The sequence below is a fragment of the Gelidibacter gilvus genome (assembly GCF_004115975.1).
In the GTDB taxonomy this organism is placed as follows: Bacteria; Bacteroidota; Bacteroidia; order Flavobacteriales; family Flavobacteriaceae; genus Gelidibacter; species Gelidibacter gilvus.
The window spans coordinates 1-18329 of the sequence record NZ_SDDZ01000009.1 but is presented as its reverse complement, the minus strand read 5'-3'; the positions used below and the strand labels follow the sequence as shown (position 1 = coordinate 18329).

Below are 18329 nucleotides of genomic sequence, written 5' to 3'. Positions count from 1 at the left end.
AAGAGACTAAAATTAAAAAGATGAAACACGCAAGTCTTATAACATCACTATTTATAGTGCTATTGTTTAACTGTAAAAACAGCACGGAAAAAGTTGTAGAAATGGCATCAGAATCGGCAAACGAGCTGTATGAGACTACAAAGCCTGAAGAAATTAAAATTATTCCGATAGAGCATGCTACAATGATCTTGGCACATAAAGACCAGGTTGTTTATGTGGATCCAGTTGGAGGTCTTGAAGCATTTTCTGGTCAGGAAAAACCAGATTATATTTTGATCACAGATATTCATGGCGATCACTTAGACCTATCTACTTTAGAACGTATGGTTCTGGATTCTACGACGCTCATTGTGCCAAAAGCTGTGAAAGAAAAGTTACCAGAATTGAAAGCAAAAGAAATTATCGTGATGAACAATGGTGATATAAAGGATTTTGGCATCTTTTCCATTGAAGCCATCCCAATGTACAATTTAAGACCTGAAGCCTTGAAATATCATGAAAAAGGTAGAGGTAACGGATATGTATTAACGTGGAATGACCAAAGAATTTATATTTCCGGAGATACGGAAGACATTCCTGAAATGCGAAATCTAAAAAATATTGATATCGCTTTTGTTTGTATGAACTTGCCTTATACAATGACGGTGGAAAGTGCCGCAAGTGCGGTATTGGAGTTTCAGCCAAAAAAAGTATATCCGTATCACTATAGGGGAACTGATGGGATGAGTGATATTGCTAAGTTTAAATCCATTATAAATAAGGATCATCCAAACATCGAAGTCATGCAATTAAACTGGTATAAATAACACTTTATCGGATAAATATTTTTATTAAAAATCAATATTTTCATAACTTTTTTAGTATGACATAGTTACGGATTAAATAAAAGTGTATATTTGAGCAACCAACCAAATCTAATAATTTGAAATTATGCCACCTATCTTATTTAAAATTTCCCACTTAGCTGTAGTAAGCACAGAGCAACTCACCATAGTTTTACTTATAACTGCGGGAGTATTCTTGTTTTTTATTGCGATTGCGGTTGTCAAAATGTATAAACTAAAGGCTGAGAATAAGCGATTAATCGACAGCGATGCTTTTAAAGCAGAAGTTGATGAGAGTTATAAGGATTTTACGGACGGGCATTTATATGATAATAACTAAATAATTCAGAAATTATGGTGTATTTCATTAGTTTATTAACAAGCACTCAAGATCTGAATAGAATGGTCAGCATTTTATCAATAGCGGTTGTTACGTTGTTAATTTTACTAGGTTTGAATATTTATAAGGTATATAAGCTTAATGCAAAATTAAAATCAATTGATAAAAACAAATAATCTTTTTTCACTGAATTAAAAAATGCCGCTCCTTGAGCGGCATTTTTTATTGGGGATTATTAACGAACTAATTTTTTATACTTAAGTCGTTTTGGCGTCAAGTCGCCACCAAGACGTTTCTTCTTATTTTCTTCATATTCACTAAAGCTGCCTTCAAAGAAATACACTTGAGAGTTCCCTTCAAACGCCAGGATATGGGTACATATTCTGTCCAAAAACCATCTGTCGTGACTAATCACTACCGCACAGCCTGCGAAATTTTCAAGACCTTCTTCCAATGCCCTCAATGTATTGACATCTAAGTCGTTGGTTGGCTCATCTAAAAGTAAAACGTTACCTTCTTCTCTTAGCGTCATCGCCAAGTGCAAACGGTTACGTTCACCACCAGAAAGGAGTTTCACTTTTTTATTCTGTTCACTACCCGAGAAGTTAAATCGGCTTAGGTAGGCTCTTGAGTTGACTTGTCTTCCGCCCATCATGACCAATTCCTGCTCATCGCTGAAATTTTGCCAAATGGATTTCTCAGGATCTATATTTGCGTGTTTTTGATCAACATAAGCCAATTTAGCAGTTTCCCCAACTATAAATTCGCCTTTATCAGGAGTTTCTTCACCCATAATCATCCTGAAAATGGTGGTTTTTCCTGCACCATTCGGACCAATGACCCCAACAATTCCTGCTTGAGGCAAATTAAAATTCAGATCTTCATAAAGTAATTTATCTTCATAACCTTTACTGACACCAATCGCTTCAATCACATTTGTTCCTAAGCGTGGTCCGTTTGGAATGTAGATCTCCAATTTCTCGTCAAGCTGCTTTTGATCTTGACTCATCAGTTTGTCGTAATTGTTCAAACGTGCTTTTTGTTTGGTTTGACGTCCCTTTGCACCTTGACGGACCCATTCCAACTCGCGCTCCAAAGTCTTTTGACGTTTGGATGCCGTTTTACTCTCTTGTGCCATGCGTGTCGACTTCTGTTCCAACCAAGACGAATAGTTTCCTTTCCAAGGAATACCTTCACCTCTATCGAGCTCTAAAATCCAACCGGCAACGTTATCCAAGAAATACCTATCGTGGGTCACTGCTATAATGGTTCCTTTATATTGAGACAGATGATGCTCTAACCAATGTACAGATTCCGCATCCAAGTGGTTGGTAGGCTCATCTAATAACAACACATCAGGCTCTTGTAACAAAAGACGGCATAAAGCCACACGACGACGCTCTCCACCGGAAAGCACGCCAATTTTCTTATCGCCATCAGGAGTTCTTAAAGCATCCATGGCAATTTCCAATTTTGTGTCGAGCTCCCAAGCATTGGACGCGTCTATTTTATCTTGAAGTTCCGCTTGACGGTTCATCAATTTTTCCATTTTGTCTGGATCAGAATAGACTTCTTCCAAACCAAACATGTCGTTGATCTTATTATATTCATCAAGGATGGCAACCGTTTCCGCAGCACCTTCGCGAACCACTTCCATGACGGTTTTACTGTCATCCAATTGCGGCTCTTGCTCCAGAAATCCTACGGAATAGTCCTGAAGAAAAGTGACATCGCCTTGATAGTTTTTATCCAATCCGGCAATAATTTTTAATAGTGTGGATTTCCCTGAACCGTTAAGTCCTAAAATCCCAATTTTGGCTCCATAAAAGAAGCTCAAATGAATGTTTTTCAACACTGGTGTATCTGCACCTTTAAAAGTCTTGGTAAGACCTCGCATCGAAAAGATTACTTTTTTATCGTCGCTCATTTTAATTTATAGTTTGTGGTTTGTGGTTTGTGGTTTGTGGTTTAAAAAAATCAATCTTTTTTGAATTTTTGTCCTTTAAATTCGGAATTTCGCAGATAATGCATAAAAGCTCCAAGCTTATTTTTTTCAATGTCGCACATTTCAGAAAGTTGGTTAAACTGTTCCTGATTAATGTATCCTTTATCAGGTGCACGATACGCCTGCGATTTAAGTTCGCTTGCGGATCCTTTCGAATAACTTAAAAAATTATGAAATTCTCTTGATCCATCCCTATCGAATCCTTCAGCAATATTGTCCATAATTGAGCCTGAGCTGCCCTCCATTTGGTCCCGTAGCCTGAAATTCTTGGAAATTGGAGTTGTTTGGAAAAGTTGTTCAACATATTGGCAAATTTCTCTGGCGCGTTGCCATACTTCTAAATCTTCAAATCTATCTATTCTCGCCATAACCATGAACAACAAACCATAAATTCTATACGCGTCCTTTAAGCGCGTTGAAAACCCAGGCGATGGCGAAGAAGCCAATACCTACAGCTGCAAATCCGTAGCCAGCTACATCATCATATCGGAATGCACCAAGGGCAATCAATGCCAATCCAACGATAATCATAATTGTTGTGGCCCAAGCCAACACAGTGTTTTTATTCATTGCCATAAATTTTCGTTTTTAAGGGAATTGCAAATATCGATTATTTTAACATAAAAACCGCTGTCAAAGTGGATTTTTAAAAGGATTCTAAAAAACAGGATGGGCTGATACCACCTGTAATTTGCCTCCTTTTTTGCAATGCCTTGATTGATGTTCCTTTGGAAAATTCTTTGAATTTTAAGTTATTCAAGACCTTAATATTCCGTTCACAAGTTATCAATTAACTTTTTATTATCATAATTTCTACGTCTAGTTGGAGCCTAACTCTTAATTTCGCAAATTATTTTTTACTAAAAGAGTTATATTAATGAATAAAGCCTTGTTGTCATTAGCCATTGGTGGTTTCGGCATTGGATTGACCGAATTTGTAATCATGGGTATTTTACCAGATGTTGCCCATGCATTTGACATCACTATTCCCGAGGCAGGACATTTTATTTCGGCTTATGCCCTTGGCGTAGTGGTTGGCGCACCAATATTGACAGGTTTTGGTAGCAAATGGCCCGCAAACAAAGTGTTGTTTGTGCTCATGTTATGGTTTACTGCGTTTAATACGCTATCAGCATTTGCTACGGACTACAATTCCTTTATGGTTTTACGTTTTCTATCAGGTTTACCACACGGTGCCTTTTTTGGAATCGGCGCTGTAGTAGCCAGCAAATTGTCTAAAAAAGGAAAAGAGGCCCAAGGGATTGCCATTATGTTTAGCGGATTGACCGTCGCCAATCTGTTAGGAGTTCCGTTGGGAACTTATTTGGGCAAAAGTTTTGATTGGAGCCTTTCTTTTTTAATGGTTGGTGTTGTTGGCGTAATTGCTGTTTTAAGCGTTAAGTTTTGGATGCCCGCTCTTGAAAAATCTTCAGAAAGTAATATTTTAAAGGAATTTCGAATCTTCAAACGTGTTGAATTGTGGCTTATCATCTTATTGACGACTATTGGTACTGGCGGATTTTTTGCTTGGTACAGCTATATTTCCCCGTCAATTACTGAAGTTGCCGGACATTCAGAAAACGTGGTTGCATTTGCTATGGTACTCGCTGGTTTAGGCATGTTCATAGGGAATTTTGTAGGCGCAAAACTGACTGAGAAATTCGCACCCTTAAACACCGTTACTATTGTTCTCACCTTGATGGTCATTTGTCTTTCACTAAACGCGTTATTATCTTCAGATAAAACGATGATTTTGGTAATGACTTTCATTATCGGATTGGTATCCTTTGCAATTTCTACGCCTATTCAATTGCTCATCATCCGTTCATCAAAAGGATCAGAAACCTTAGGATCCTCGCTTAATCAAAGTGCATTTAATATTGGAAATGCGTCAGGCGCTTACTTTGCAGGCTTACCTATTGCCATGGGCTATGGCTACACTTCTGCCGATTGGGTAGGTGCAGCGATGGCCGCAACGGGAATTCTTATTGCGTTTTCAATATTTATTTTAAAGAATCGTCAGTCAAAAAAAGAGCACAACAACGTTGTTTTGTAAAAATTTAGGTGATTAAATGTGACATCTTGACTCAAGTTATAAGACTTTTAAACATGCCAGTTTGCTAAAATAAAGGTGATACTTGAGAACATAATCAACTATTATGGAGTTTGTTATTTAATAACGTCCTGATATTCTGCTTGCTTCTTCTCGAAAATTGCTTTCGCAAAGGAACAGGAAGTCACCGCTTTTAAGTTTTTGTTTCTCATAAACCTGACCGCCTCCTCAATCAACTCATAGCCAATGCCTTTTCCTTGTAAAGTTTTCGATATTTCAGTATGGTCAATATCAATAGTGCTTTCATCCTTATAATAATAAGTCATTTCTGCTTCTTTTTGTCCATCTATTTTGATAAAAAATGAACCTTCTTTTCCGTTATCTGAGTGTTGAATTTCCAAAATTAAAGATGTTTTTTTAAGAGTTCTACTTTGCGTTTAAGCTCGTTATCTAAATCAGGGTTTGTTATTTTACCGTTTGCAAAATTGGCTTCAAATGATGGCAATGAAAAATCTGCTACTATTTGGGCATCATGACGTGGAAAACGTTCTTTAGCCATAGTCAAAACAGAAATTGCTCCCCTTTTCCCATCAGAGGTTGCCATAAGCAACATGGGTTTACCAAAAAACAATTTAGCTTCTGCTCTGGACATCCAGTCAAATAAATTTTTAAACACTGCAGAGTAGGCGGCATTATTTTCAGCTAATGACAACACTATGCCATCGGATTTTTTTATATAATTCAAAAATGACAAGGCGTTTTCAGGAACACCATGGTCTTTTTCGTAATGTTTACTGAAAATAGGCAATTCAAAATCATTCAAATCTAAAACGGTCACTTGCGCATCTTCAATTAGTCCTGAAGCATAAATGGCGAGTTGTTTGTTAATCGAGTCTTTACTATTACTACCCGCAAATGCTAAAATTTTCGTCATATAGTGTTGTGATTATTAATTATTCTTATTGTTTATTCCTTTTGTCCCTTGTAATTCTGATATTTTCAGACATAAACTTCGGGTCATGTCTATCTGCTTTCAAATGATAGATTCCAAATCTACGAAATAAAAAATGCCATTTTACCGAAACTTTTTTCTAAAAACTCATTTCTTTGGTTTTTTGATTTTGAATAATTTCCCGCTTTTGTAAGAGTTTTAAAGTTTGTATTTTTACATCAAATTAAAAAACTGCAATGGACCTTAACTTTAACAAAAACGAAGATCACAATAAACTTCTACTCTCTTCTTTACGCCAACGTCTTGCCAAGGTAAAATTGGGCGGCGGTCAAAAAAGCATCGACAAACAACATGAGAAAGGTAAAATGACCGCTCGTGAGCGCATCAATTATCTGTTGGATCCGAAAGCTAAATCCATTGAAATTGCAGCGTTTGCTGGGGAAGACATGTATGAAGAACATGGCGGATGTCCTTCAGGAGGTGTGGTGATAAAAATAGGTTATGTCAAAGGAAAACAATGCTTGGTGGTTGCCAATGATGCCACAGTAAAAGCTGGAGCCTGGTTTCCAATCACTGCAAAAAAGAATTTAAGAGCCCAAGAAATCGCCATTGAAAACCGATTGCCAATAATTTACTTAGTGGATTCTGCTGGCGTATATCTACCCATGCAAGACGAAATTTTTCCAGATAAGGAACACTTTGGTCGCATCTTTAGAAATAACGCCATTATGAGCAGCATGGGCATTACCCAAATTTCGGCAGTAATGGGAAGTTGCGTGGCAGGTGGTGCTTATTTACCAATCATGAGCGATGAAGCCTTAATTGTGGATAAAACAGGAAGTATTTTTCTTGCTGGCAGTTATTTGGTAAAAGCGGCCATTGGCGAAACTATTGATAACGAAACTTTAGGAGGTGCCACAACCCATTGCGAGATTTCTGGCGTCACCGATTATAAAGCCAAAGATGACAAAGATGCTTTGGACACCATTAAAAATATTATTGATAAAATTGGCGATTATGACAAGGCCGGATTCAATCGCGCAAAACCTATAAAACCTAAGGAAAACCCTGAAGATATCTACGGTATTATTCCTAGAAGTCGTACCGATCAATATGATATGTATGAGATTATCAAACGTTTGGTAGATGATTCTGAATTTGACGAATACAAGGCAGGTTACGGAAAAACCATCATTACAGCTTATGCGCGAATCGATGGTTGGGCAGTTGGGATTGTGGCAAATCAGCGTCAATTAGTGAAAACTAAATCTGGAGAAATGCAGTTTGGCGGTGTAATTTATAACGATTCAGCCGATAAAGCCACCCGTTTTATTGCCAATTGCAATCAGAAGAAAATTCCGTTGGTATTTTTACAGGATGTCACCGGATTTATGGTAGGCAGTAAAAGTGAACATAGCGGCATTATTAAAGATGGTGCAAAAATGGTCAATGCAGTAAGCAATTCTGTAGTCCCAAAATTCACCATTGTTATTGGGAACAGTTACGGCGCTGGAAATTATGCCATGTGTGGAAAAGCCTATGATCCTCGATTGATTGTTGCATGGCCAAGTGCAGAATTGGCAGTCATGAGTGGTAATAGTGCCGCAAAAGTATTGCTACAAATTGAAACGGCTTCGCTGAAAAAGAAAGGTAAAACCATTACAAAAGAACAGGAAGACGAACTTTTCAAAAAGATCAAAGACCGCTATGATGCGCAAGTATCACCTTACTATGCTGCGGCAAGAATCTGGACTGACGCCATTATTGATCCGTTGGATACACGAACTTGGATCAGTATGGGTATTGAGGCGGCCAATCATTCACCTATTGAAAAGAAATTTAATATGGGCATTTTGCAGGTGTAATGGATATCTCAAAATCCAAACGACCCCTTTTTATCATTCTCTTATTAATTTTTGCTGGTGAAGCCGTTTTTGTGCTTCCATTTGTGTTGGCACGCATCTTTAGACCTACTTTTTTAGAGGTTTTTAACATCAACAATTTGGAATTGGGCAGTTGCTTCTCGGTTTATGGAGTAGTCGCATTTATATCGTATTTTTTTGGTGGCTCATTAGCAGATAAATACGCGCCCAGAACATTAATGGCAGTTGCACTTTTTATGACCGCCATCGGTGGTTTTTATATGGCCACCTTTCCCTCCTATTTTGCCATGAGACTGCTTTTTGGATATTACGGATTTACCACTATTTTTTTGTTTTGGGCACCCATGATCAAAGCTACCAGGGTTTGGGGCGGACAAGATAGGCAGGGTCTTGCCTTCGGATTCTTAGACGGCGGGAGAGGGCTTGTTGCCGCAAGTTTTGGATCTCTTGGCGTAATGGTGTTTTCATATATGATCACAATGGATGTTTCCAAAGCATCACTATTGGACCATCAAGAAGCCTTTAAATATGTTATATGGGCATCGTCCACAATGATCATGTTGATTGGAATTCTGGTGTATTACTTTCTTAAGCCCTTATCTGCTAACATTGAAACGTTTGAAAATCAGAAAAAAATATATACGCTTGAAAATTTTAAATCGGTTTTAAAATACCCAACAGTTTGGCTGATGATGCTCATCATTATGTGTGCTTACGTGGGTTATAAAACCACTGATATTTTTAGTTTGTACGCCAAAGACGTTTTAGGTTATGACGATATTGGATCAGCAAAGATTGGCACGTACTTACTTTATATTCGGCCTGTAACGGGAATTGCCATCGGACTTCTAGCCGATAGAACCCGCGCTTCCTTGTGGATAATAATTGGTTTTCTTATCATGATGCTCAGCAGTTTGTTTTTTGCTTCAGGAATGATTTCCGACAACACTATTTACTTATTTATCATATCGGTGATTTTTATGGCCATAGGTGTATATGCCACACGAGTGCTCTATTTTGCAATCATGGAGGAAGCCAAATTACCTTTGGCAATTACGGGAACTGCAGTTGGATTCATCTCAGTAGTTGGATATACCCCAGATATTTTTGCAGGACCGATGATAGGTGTGCTCTTAGATAACTCTCCTGGAGAATTAGGGCATCAGCACGTTTTTGCAGTGATGGCTATTTTTTCGTTGGTAGGTTTCTGCGCGGCGTTGGCGTTCTCGATAATAACAAAAAAAAACATAATAATTAATAAAAAAGAGCGACTATAAGCCGCTCCTTTTCCTTCACATTTCTTATAAACTTTGATAAGATTCCACCAATCTGATAAATTCTGATCTGTAGCCGTTAGCATCATTTCCTCTGCCTTGTTTTGCCATTTCTACAACATCCTTTAGAGTTGATTTATTATCAAATTTCGACTCCCTGAGTTGCATCCCCAGCATCGCCACTGAAGAGGCGAATTTGAGATCTTCTGAAGGTTCAGATATTTCATCCTTTTGAACGTGTACCATTTCGATACTCTTATTGCCATCGGGTTTTTTATATCTAAATTTTACCGTAAACAATTCATCAGAATAAGTAGTCGTTACTGTTGGCTTCGTATATTTCAATTCATCCACGTCTTTTAAATAATCACTTTCCACAGCCGTAGGAATAACTTCATAAAGCGCGGTAACCGTATGCCCACTTCCCAATTCGCCTGCATCTTTAGTGTCATCAATAAAATCTTCATCCGCCAACAATCTGTTTTCATAACCTATCAAACGGTAGGCTTGGACTTTGTTAGGATTAAACTCAATTTGGATTTTCACATCTTTGGCGATGGTGTATAACGTGCCACCAAATTCTTTACCAAAAGTCTTTTGTGCCTCTTGCATCGTATCAATATAAGCATGGTTTCCGTTCCCCTTATTGGCTAATGTTTCTAATTTTGAATCTTTATAGTTTCCAAAACCAAATCCTAACACCGATAAAAACACACCGCTTTCACGCTTCTCCTCTATCAGTTTCTCCATGTCCTTATCACTGGATGCCCCAACATTAAAGTCGCCGTCAGTAGCAAGAATCACACGATTGTTTCCATTTTTAATAAAATTCTCCTGAGCAATCTTGTAAGCCAATTCAATTCCCGCACCTCCAGCTGTTGATCCGCCTGCACTTAAGTTGTCCAAAGCATTGATGATTTTCTCTTTATGTGCACCAGAAGTTGGAGGCAACACCATCCCAGCCGCTCCGGCATAAACCACAATCGCTATTTTATCTTTTTCTCTTAACTGATTGACCAACAGTTTAAATGCCGATTTCAGTAACGGAAGCTTATTCGCACTATTCATAGATCCAGACACATCAATCAAAAAAGTCAAATTGGATGCTGGTAATTCTTCGTTTTTATAGGTTTTACCCTGGAGACCTATTTTTACAATTTTAGTAGCTACATTCCAAGGGGTTTTGGCAACCTCTGTATAGATCGAAAAAGGATGTTGATCTGTGGGCTGTGGGTAGTTATAGTTGAAATAATTGATCATTTCCTCAATCCTTACGGCATCCGAAGGAATTTTCTGTCCGTTATTGATCATCCTTCTAATATTGCTATAGGACGCTTTGTCCACATCAATTGAAAACGTCGACAAGGGCGAAAGTGACACACGTTCAAATTGGTTTTCAACGATTTCGGCATAAGAATCTTCGTTTACAATTTCAGGGTGATGTGGTTTATAGTTACCCTTCTTCGTATTGATTAGAATGACACCGTTTGCAGCCCTTGCGCCATAAATGGCCGTTGATTCATGATCTTTTAGAATAGTTGTAGTTTTGATGTCTTTGGGATTTATGGCATCAATATTTTCTTGTGAAGTAATAGCGATGCCATCAACAACATATATAGGACTGCTATTCTCGATGACCGATGCATTGCCCCGAATACGATAAACACCATTGGGACGCTCTCCTACATTGACCCCAGCAACCCTTCCTGAAAAAGTTTGAGCTACCTGTCCATTCTTTCTTTTAGTGAGAGATGACGACTGTTCACGTCTAATTGAACCTGTAGTGCCATAACCCACAACCACTACTTCCTCCAAGGAAGAGCTGTCTACTTCTAAAGTAACATTAAGAATCGTTTCTTTTCTAAGCTTTAATTCTTGGGTCTTGAAACCAACATAACTGAATTGAAGGATGTCACCCACGCTCGCCATAATGGTATATTTACCATCAAAATCGGTTTGAGTTCCTGTTGTGGTGCCTTTGATAATGACACTGGCTCCTGGCAATGGCAGTCCATCAGAAGATGAACTCACTAGTCCGGTAATCGTTTTTTGCTGTGCTTGTAATTGTATTGAGATAAATAATACAAAAACGAACTGTAAGACTGATTTCATAATAATTGATTTTAGTTTACAGTAAAACTATACTCTAAAACCATCTTATAAAATCAGAAATGAGTGAAGTGGACGTTTTGTTTAGTGAACGTCCTTTTTTAGCAATTTAAGCGTTTCCTTACGTTGAATTTTACCCGTTGCGGTTTCTTTAAACTTAGGAACCGAATAGATTTCTTTCGGAATTTCTAATTTATCTAACCCTTTAAATGTTGAAGCTTTTAAAGTGTTTGTTTCACTTTCTAAAATAAGAATCAGTTTTTCGCCCAAATCTGCATCCGGTTCAGAAGCTATAAAAAAGCGCTCTTTAATCTGCTCCGCAAGTTTGGCTTCAATTTGTTCAGGAAACAATTTAACTCCCCCTGAATTGACCATATTATCAATACGACCGATCAACTCAAACTCTGTAGCTGAGTGCAATTTCACCACATCATTTGTAATTAACGGCTCTGACGCTACTTTAGGAGCGTTAATAATTAAACAACCTCTGTCATCCTGAGAAATTGTTACTTTTGGAAACACCTTGAAATAGGTCATTTTCTGCTTCCCATTCATCCGTCTTACCGCAACGTGACTCACCGTTTCAGTCATTCCGTAAGTAGCATAGATTTTAGTTTTCAAGCCTTGAATGGATGCCTCCAAAGGTTTTGAAATGGCAGCGCCTCCAATAATCAAGGTCTTAATATTATAAATGTATTTTACCGTATTTTTCAATTGTATAGGAATCATGGCGCAGAAATCGTAGGTCTTACCATAGTCAAAAACAGGTTGGGTAGTAGGATCTACAAAGTCGAGTTCCAATCCGAGAATCATCGCTCGTACCAACATCATTTTCCCGGCAATATAATGAGTAGGCAAGCACAATAATGCGGTTTGCCCTGGTACCATTTTAAAATAGTTACCTGTTGCAATGGACGAATTGACCATGGCCTGCTTGCTCACTTTCATCAATTTCGGCTTTCCTGTAGAACCCGATGTCCGCACATTGATATAATCTTTGGAATCCAACCAATCCATTAGGAAATCGCCCATAACTTTTTCATATGGCGCACCTTCCTTAACTAAGCTGTAAGCCACTTCCTTAAGTTCTTCAGAAGTATATTTATTAGCATTTAATTTAAATTTTAAATGGATTTTATCAAATGTAGGCGTCATTTTATAAGCTTTTTAATACTAATTATTTACGTTAACGAAGGTATTGATTTCAGGTGAAATCAGATCGGCTAACCTGGAAAAAATATAAAAAATTATTCAGTCCCAATCTCATTGATCTCTTGCAATATTCCGTCATCTTCTTTTGGCGGTGCAATGACTTTTCCGAACAGTTTTCCTTTCCAATCCGTCCAGTTGTAGAGTTTTGAAAGTATAAACAGAATAATTGGAAATATCACAAAAACGGGCATGAAAACATCCATAAACTCTGCCGCTTGCGGATCTGACATATCCTTTAAAATAGAATGGGTCTGAAAGGCGGTCCAATCGGCAGTGACCAATAAGGCTGTAAACAAATTATTGGCTGCGTGAAAGCCCAAGGACAGCTCCAAACCTTCATCCATCAAGGTCATGATTCCTAAAAACAATCCGGTACCAATATAATACACCATGATAATTGGCCCTAATTTGTCCACCTCTGGATTGGCGATATGCATCAACCCAAAGACTACTGATGTAATTACCAAAGGAATCCATTTGTATCCTGTAACAACCCCAATACCTTGCATCAAGTAACCTCTAAATAAATACTCTTCAAAACTGGTTTGTAAGGGTACCAAAAGAATGGCAATGACACAAAGGATCAAAAAAGGCTGTAAGTTGAAATTGAACACATAGTCTTCTGGCGACATATAATAACCTCCTAAAATCATGCTGGAAGATAAAATACCCCAGAAGAAGAAGATGATCCAAAACCGTTTCCAATCAATTTTTGGACGTGCGGTAGTCAATGAGAGAAAGGACTGTTTATGCAACCACTTCACAGCACCTAGCAAAAACAAAAAACCACCAACAAACGGCAATAGAATAAACACCAAATTGACATTGGGCTCAAAAAGCTGCATAAGATAAGCGGCATCATTCATTTTTGATGGATCAATAGTGCCACCTTGCATCGTTTTAAACATGATACCAATACCATGCGGAATAGAAAAAACAAACACCCCTATTATGGCAATAATCAAACCTACCACATAACGCCACCACTCATGTAAACCTTTAAACGCTTGAGCTATATACATATCAACTTATAAATTAAAATTCCAATTTGTTTTATTATTATACTGCAAATTACCATTTTTCACTTCTAACGGACTGTCAATATTATTGGTAAACAACCCTCCAGTTCCAAGACCTTGAGGGCGATCGTTTTGTAAAGTGTAGGTCCATTGCGCAATCGCATTCAACCCAACATTACTCTCTAAGGCACTCGTAATCCAATAGTCTATTTTACCGTCATTAGCTGCTTTAATCCACGAATTACCGCCCTGAAATCCGCCTACCAACGTAGGTTTTAAAATGATGTACTGTGGTTTTATTGTTTGTAGTAAATCATACTTATCTGCAACATCAAAAACGCCAATTAATTCTTCATCCAAAGCAATATCAAGCGGTGTGGTTTCGCAAAGTCTCGCCATCTCCTCCACTTGCCCTTGTTTGATGGGTTGTTCTATAGAATGCAACTGGTAGTCAGATAGGCGCTTTAGTTTCTCCAAAGCTTCGTCAGGCGAAAATGCCCCGTTGGCATCCACACGCAATTCAATATCTGCTGCAGAAAAATGGGATCTTATGGATTTAAGCAAATCCAGTTCAGTTTGAAAATCGATGGCACCGATTTTAAGCTTGATACAGGTGAAACCCTCTTCAATTTTCGATGTGATCTGCTCTCTCATAAAAGCTTCCGATCCCATCCAGATCAATCCGTTGATTGGAATCGTATCCTCCCCTTTTGTGAATCTAGAAGGAAACAATTCAAAAGCGGTCTTGTTTTCTAAATCAAGAAATGCCATTTCCAGTCCAAATTGGATGCTGGGCAGTTCGACAAGCTCACTGAGCAGGATATCCAAACCAAGATGAATGTTTTGACAAGCCCATTGCAGTTTTTGCTCAAAATCCGGCCGGTCATCAACAGACAAGCCCCTAAACATGCCGCATTCGCCAACACCTTTTTTACCTTCAGATGCAATGATAATGAACCAAGTATCCTTCGTTTTTAGGACGCCTCGCGAAGTTCCGCTGGCCTGTTTAAAATTGAGTGTATGTTTTTGGTAGGTTGCTATCATAATAGGTTCAAAAATAGTCAAATAATTTTGTATTTTTAAGAAATGAAAAAAGGACTTACTTCTCGATAGTATATGTTTCGAACGCTATGTGCTGGACATAACAATCCATAAAAAATCTAAAATCGTATAACACCTTAATAATGATGCCTGAGTTTCCAAATATTATTCTTTACGCCATACCGTTTTTCGTCATTTCGATGTTATTAGAACTATATGTCAGCATCAAGGAAAACAAAAAATCTTACGAAACCAAAGATGCCTTTACCTCTATTGCCATGGGATTTGGCAATGTCTTTTTGGGATTCTTCAGCAAAGCTGCAGTCTTATTGGTTTTTATGGTGATCTATGAAAACTTCAGAATTTTCACCATACCCTTTGCGTGGTGGAGTTTTGTGCTCTTGCTATTTGCCGATGATTTTTCGTATTATTGGTTCCATCGCATTTCTCATGAAAACCGATTGTTTTGGGCGTCTCACGTGGTTCACCATTCTTCAGAACATTATAATTTGAGCACTGCTTTACGACAAACTTGGTCTGGTGGATTCTACACCTTTATTTTCTGGTTATGGTTGCCCTTGGTTGGATTTCATCCCGGAATGATTTTATTGCAGATGTCTGTAAGTTTGCTGTATCAATTCTGGATCCATACGGAAGCTATCGACAAAATGCCCAAATGGTTTGAGAGCGTGATGAACACCCCGTCACATCACCGTGTGCACCATGGGAGTAATCCATTATATTTGGATAGAAACCATGCAGGAATTTTTATTATTTGGGATAAGTTATTTGGCACGTTCCAGCCAGAGCTCAAAGATGAAAAAGTGATTTATGGTTTGGTCAGCAATATCAACACCCACAATCCTTTAAAAGTCGCCTTTCATGAATGGATAGCTATGGGCAAGGACGTGTTCTCTGGGAAAAAATCGGTCTTTGATCGCGCAAAATATATTGTCAAACCTCCCGGATGGAAACATGATGGCACAGGAAAATTGAGTGATGATTTACGTAAGGAATGGGAGGAATCAGTTGGCAGTACTCAGCCTGCCCATACAACTCGCCTCAATGAAGTGGAGCTAGAAAAAGCACGTTCGAGCGGGTCGGCAGTAGACAGTCGGTAGCCGTTAGTCAGTAGTTGGTAGTAATTTAAATTCACTAGCTTTTATCAACTTGTCACACTGAACACAGTAGATGTGTCAACTTCAATTTCATCATAAATGAATTTCAACAACAAAACAATCTGGATTACTGGCGCCTCAAGTGGCATCGGAAAAGCGTTAGCCTTAGAACTATCACAATACAATTGCCAATTGATTCTATCATCAAGACGAAAGGATGCGCTTGAAGCAGTCAAAGCGCAATGTAAAAACCCAGAGCGTGTTGCAGTGTTGGCATTTGACTTAGTGGATTATAATCAGATGGGACCCATTGCCCTAGAAGCTATTCAATGTTTTGGTACCATTGATATTCTTATCAATAATGGTGGTATCAGTCAGCGATCTTTGGTGATTGACACCAATATTGAGGTGTACAAAAAACTCATGGACATTGATTATTTGGGTACGGTGGCGCTTACAAAAGCCCTATTGCCGCATTTTGTGGAACGCAAATCTGGGCAATTTGTAACCGTATCAAGTGTCATGGGCAAATTCAGCAGTCCGCTTCGATCCGGATATTGTGGTGCTAAGCATGCCCTGCACGGTTTTTTCGATACTTTAAGATTGGAACATGACAAAGACCACATCAAAGTGACCATGATTTGTCCAGGCTTTGTCAATACCGATGTCGCCAAAAACGCCCTGACCGGAGATGGCAGCCAACAAAAACACCAAGATGAATCCACTCAAAATGGACTGAACGTTGATGCCTTTGCAAAACGGATGCTCAAAGCGATTGAAAAAGAAAAGTTTGAGGTTTATATTGGCAAAACAGAAGTTTTAGGAGTTTATTTGAAACGCTTTGTACCAAAGTTTTTGCATTGGTATTTGTTGAGGAGTGAGGTGAGGTGATAATCACAACTCAATCCCCTCCCCAATCTCCAACAACATCAAATCCTTGTTCTTATCAAAAAATTTGCGCTTGGCTTCTTCATGATCAATTTCGATATAGCCAAACGTATCATAATGGTAGCCCATAATTTTATCACATTGGATAAAGTCGCTGGCAATGATAGCGTCATCAACACCCATGGTAAAGTTATCGCCTATTGGAAGAATCGCCAGATCTAGCTTAAGGCGCATCGGAATAAGTTTCATATCCATGGTCAGTGCCGTATCTCCAGCAATGTAAATATTTTTTCGTTCGCCTTCAATGACAAAACCTCCTGGTTGCCCACCATAAGTGCCATCTGCAAATGACGAGGTATGAATAGCAACAACATATTTGACCGTGCCAAATTCAAAATCCCACGAGCCGCCATGGTTCATTGGATGCACTTCTAAACCCATTGCCTCAAAATGACTGGCAATTTCAAAGTTGGACACAATCATGGCATTAGTGCGCTTGGCTATAACTTCAACATCTAAAACGTGATCTTGATGTGCGTGGGTTAAAAGAATATAATCGGCCTTTAAAGTATTGATATCAATGTGGGACGCCTTTTCATTGGCTGAAATAAAAGGATCCACTAAAATATTGACATCATTGACTTCAATTCCTAAACTCGAGTGACCGTAATATGTGATTTTCATGATTTTTGAAATTTGTTGAATTAATTTTTTAACGACTTAAATATATTCAAAATATTTATGAACGACTGCCTTTGAGGGTGATAAAAAAGTAGGATTTTTACGAGGATTGGATGGGGACGATGTACCTTGGATGAGATTTGAAAGTTGACTTTTAAAAATATAGGGGAACAGCAAGCTTTGATTGCGTAGTTTCAGGGTTATAACATGGAATTAAAATATCGGATGTATTCGAACTAAACTCGACATTCCACCCTGAGACCGTGTCTTTCGGCGGGGTTAATTCAACCAACTATTTTGAATGCGCATTTCATGCTTATCAAAATAGGGTGCAGAGATATGGCATCTATAAGTTTGAGACCCCGCCAAAAAGCGGGGTTAGTTCAACCAGCTATTTTGAATGCGCATTTCATGGTTTTCAAAATAGGGTGCAAAAATATGGCGTCTATAAGCTTGAGACCCCGCTAAAAAGCGGGGTTAGTTCAACCAGCTATTTTGAATGCGCATTTCATGCTTTACAAAATAGGGTGCAGAGAAATTGCATCTATAAGTTTGAGACCCCGCCAAAAAGCGGGGTTAGTTCGACCAGCTATTTTGAATGCGCATTTCATGCTTTACAAAATAGGGTGCAGAAATATTGCATCTATAAGCTTGAGACCCCGCTAAAAAGCGGGGTTAGTTCAACCAGCTATTTTGAATGCGCATTTCATGCTTTTCAAAATAGGGTGCAGAGATATTGCATCTATAAGCTTGAGATCCCGCTAAAAAGCGGGGTTAGTTCAACCAGCTATTTTGAATGCGCATTTCATGCTTTTCAAAATAGGGTGCAGAGATATTGCATCTATAAGCTTGAGACCCCGCTAAAAAGCGGGGTTAGTTCAACCAGCTATTTTGAATGCGCATTTCATGCTTTTCAAAATAGGGTGCAGA

General features: G+C 38.5%; 17 protein-coding genes. 7 read left to right on the top strand and 10 right to left on the bottom strand.

The features are described 5' to 3' along the window. The first annotated feature begins 20 nt into the window (after positions 1-20). Positions 21-806 carry an MBL fold metallo-hydrolase gene (locus tag ESZ48_RS13760; protein WP_129018084.1) on the top strand — a complete coding sequence of 262 codons (786 nt, stop codon included), beginning with the start codon at positions 21-23 and terminating at the stop codon, positions 804-806. A gap of 124 nt (positions 807-930) precedes the next feature. Then, a complete protein-coding gene (locus tag ESZ48_RS13755; protein ID WP_129018083.1) occupies positions 931-1164 on the top strand; it encodes a hypothetical protein in 234 nt (77 codons plus the stop codon). A 235-nt stretch (positions 1165-1399) separates the two neighbouring features. On the opposite strand, the gene ettA is transcribed toward ESZ48_RS13755, so the two are convergent. From ettA to ESZ48_RS19335, 3 genes are read right to left on the bottom strand one after another with little or no spacing between them, the layout of a single operon-like run. After that, positions 1400-3091, bottom strand: a complete 1692-nt coding sequence (ettA, locus tag ESZ48_RS13750) for an energy-dependent translational throttle protein EttA (RefSeq protein ID WP_129018082.1) — start codon at positions 3089-3091, stop codon at positions 1400-1402. Positions 3092-3141: 50 nt separating this feature from the next. Beyond that, positions 3142-3537 (bottom strand): four helix bundle protein, encoded by a 396-nt coding sequence (locus tag ESZ48_RS13745; protein ID WP_129018081.1) that lies wholly within the window; start codon positions 3535-3537, stop codon positions 3142-3144. A gap of 25 nt (positions 3538-3562) precedes the next feature. After that, the gene (locus tag ESZ48_RS19335; RefSeq protein WP_190246267.1) at positions 3563-3739 is read right to left on the bottom strand and encodes a CAL67264 family membrane protein; all 177 of its coding nucleotides are present in this window, start codon (positions 3737-3739) and stop codon (positions 3563-3565) included. A gap of 307 nt (positions 3740-4046) precedes the next feature. On the opposite strand from ESZ48_RS19335, the gene ESZ48_RS13740 reads away from it, so the two are divergent. Next, positions 4047-5225 carry an MFS transporter gene (locus ESZ48_RS13740; protein ID WP_129018080.1) on the top strand — a complete coding sequence of 393 codons (1179 nt, stop codon included), beginning with the start codon at positions 4047-4049 and terminating at the stop codon, positions 5223-5225. 113 nt (positions 5226-5338) lie between these two features. Here the strand turns inward: ESZ48_RS13740 and ESZ48_RS13735 are convergent, their stop codons facing one another. Both ESZ48_RS13735 and ESZ48_RS13730 read right to left on the bottom strand, forming a co-directional pair. Continuing rightward, positions 5339-5623, bottom strand: a complete 285-nt coding sequence (locus tag ESZ48_RS13735) for a GNAT family N-acetyltransferase (protein ID WP_129018079.1) — start codon at positions 5621-5623, stop codon at positions 5339-5341. Positions 5624-5625: 2 nt separating this feature from the next. Then, positions 5626-6156: an NADPH-dependent FMN reductase gene (locus ESZ48_RS13730; RefSeq protein WP_129018078.1), complete on the bottom strand. Its 531-nt coding sequence runs from the start codon at positions 6154-6156 to the stop codon at positions 5626-5628. Between the two features lie 254 nt (positions 6157-6410). Here ESZ48_RS13730 and ESZ48_RS13725 point away from each other — a divergent pair, with 254 nt between their 5' ends. Both ESZ48_RS13725 and ESZ48_RS13720 read left to right on the top strand, forming a co-directional pair. Further along, positions 6411-8039, top strand: coding sequence for an acyl-CoA carboxylase subunit beta (locus tag ESZ48_RS13725; protein ID WP_129018077.1), 1629 nt, complete (start codon positions 6411-6413; stop codon positions 8037-8039). Next, positions 8039-9334, top strand: a complete 1296-nt coding sequence (locus ESZ48_RS13720) for an MFS transporter (RefSeq protein WP_129018076.1) — start codon at positions 8039-8041, stop codon at positions 9332-9334. Before ESZ48_RS13725 ends, ESZ48_RS13720 begins: the two co-directional genes overlap by 1 nt. Positions 9335-9358: 24 nt before the next feature. Here the strand turns inward: ESZ48_RS13720 and ESZ48_RS13715 are convergent, their stop codons facing one another. From ESZ48_RS13715 to ESZ48_RS13700, 4 genes are all read right to left on the bottom strand, one after another. Beyond that, positions 9359-11443 (bottom strand): vWA domain-containing protein, encoded by a 2085-nt coding sequence (locus ESZ48_RS13715; RefSeq protein ID WP_129018075.1) that lies wholly within the window; start codon positions 11441-11443, stop codon positions 9359-9361. 81 nt (positions 11444-11524) lie between these two features. Beyond that, a complete protein-coding gene (locus ESZ48_RS13710; RefSeq protein ID WP_129018074.1) occupies positions 11525-12595 on the bottom strand; it encodes an AMP-binding protein in 1071 nt (356 codons plus the stop codon). A gap of 92 nt (positions 12596-12687) precedes the next feature. Continuing rightward, positions 12688-13674, bottom strand: a complete 987-nt coding sequence (locus ESZ48_RS13705) for a CPBP family intramembrane glutamic endopeptidase (protein ID WP_129018073.1) — start codon at positions 13672-13674, stop codon at positions 12688-12690. 6 nt (positions 13675-13680) lie between these two features. After that, a complete protein-coding gene (locus tag ESZ48_RS13700) occupies positions 13681-14715 on the bottom strand; it encodes an o-succinylbenzoate synthase (protein WP_190246266.1) in 1035 nt (344 codons plus the stop codon). A gap of 140 nt (positions 14716-14855) precedes the next feature. Here ESZ48_RS13700 and ESZ48_RS13695 point away from each other — a divergent pair, with 140 nt between their 5' ends. Both ESZ48_RS13695 and ESZ48_RS13690 read left to right on the top strand, forming a co-directional pair. Beyond that, entirely contained in the window at positions 14856-15833 is a 978-nt protein-coding gene (locus ESZ48_RS13695) for a sterol desaturase family protein (RefSeq protein ID WP_223266457.1), read from the top strand. 96 nt (positions 15834-15929) lie between these two features. Continuing rightward, positions 15930-16721 carry an SDR family oxidoreductase gene (locus tag ESZ48_RS13690; RefSeq protein ID WP_129018072.1) on the top strand — a complete coding sequence of 264 codons (792 nt, stop codon included), beginning with the start codon at positions 15930-15932 and terminating at the stop codon, positions 16719-16721. Between the two features lie 3 nt (positions 16722-16724). Here ESZ48_RS13690 and ESZ48_RS13685 read toward each other — a convergent pair whose 3' ends face one another. Then, entirely contained in the window at positions 16725-17402 is a 678-nt protein-coding gene (locus ESZ48_RS13685; RefSeq protein WP_129018071.1) for a metal-dependent hydrolase, read from the bottom strand. Between the last annotated feature and the right edge of the window lie 927 nt (positions 17403-18329).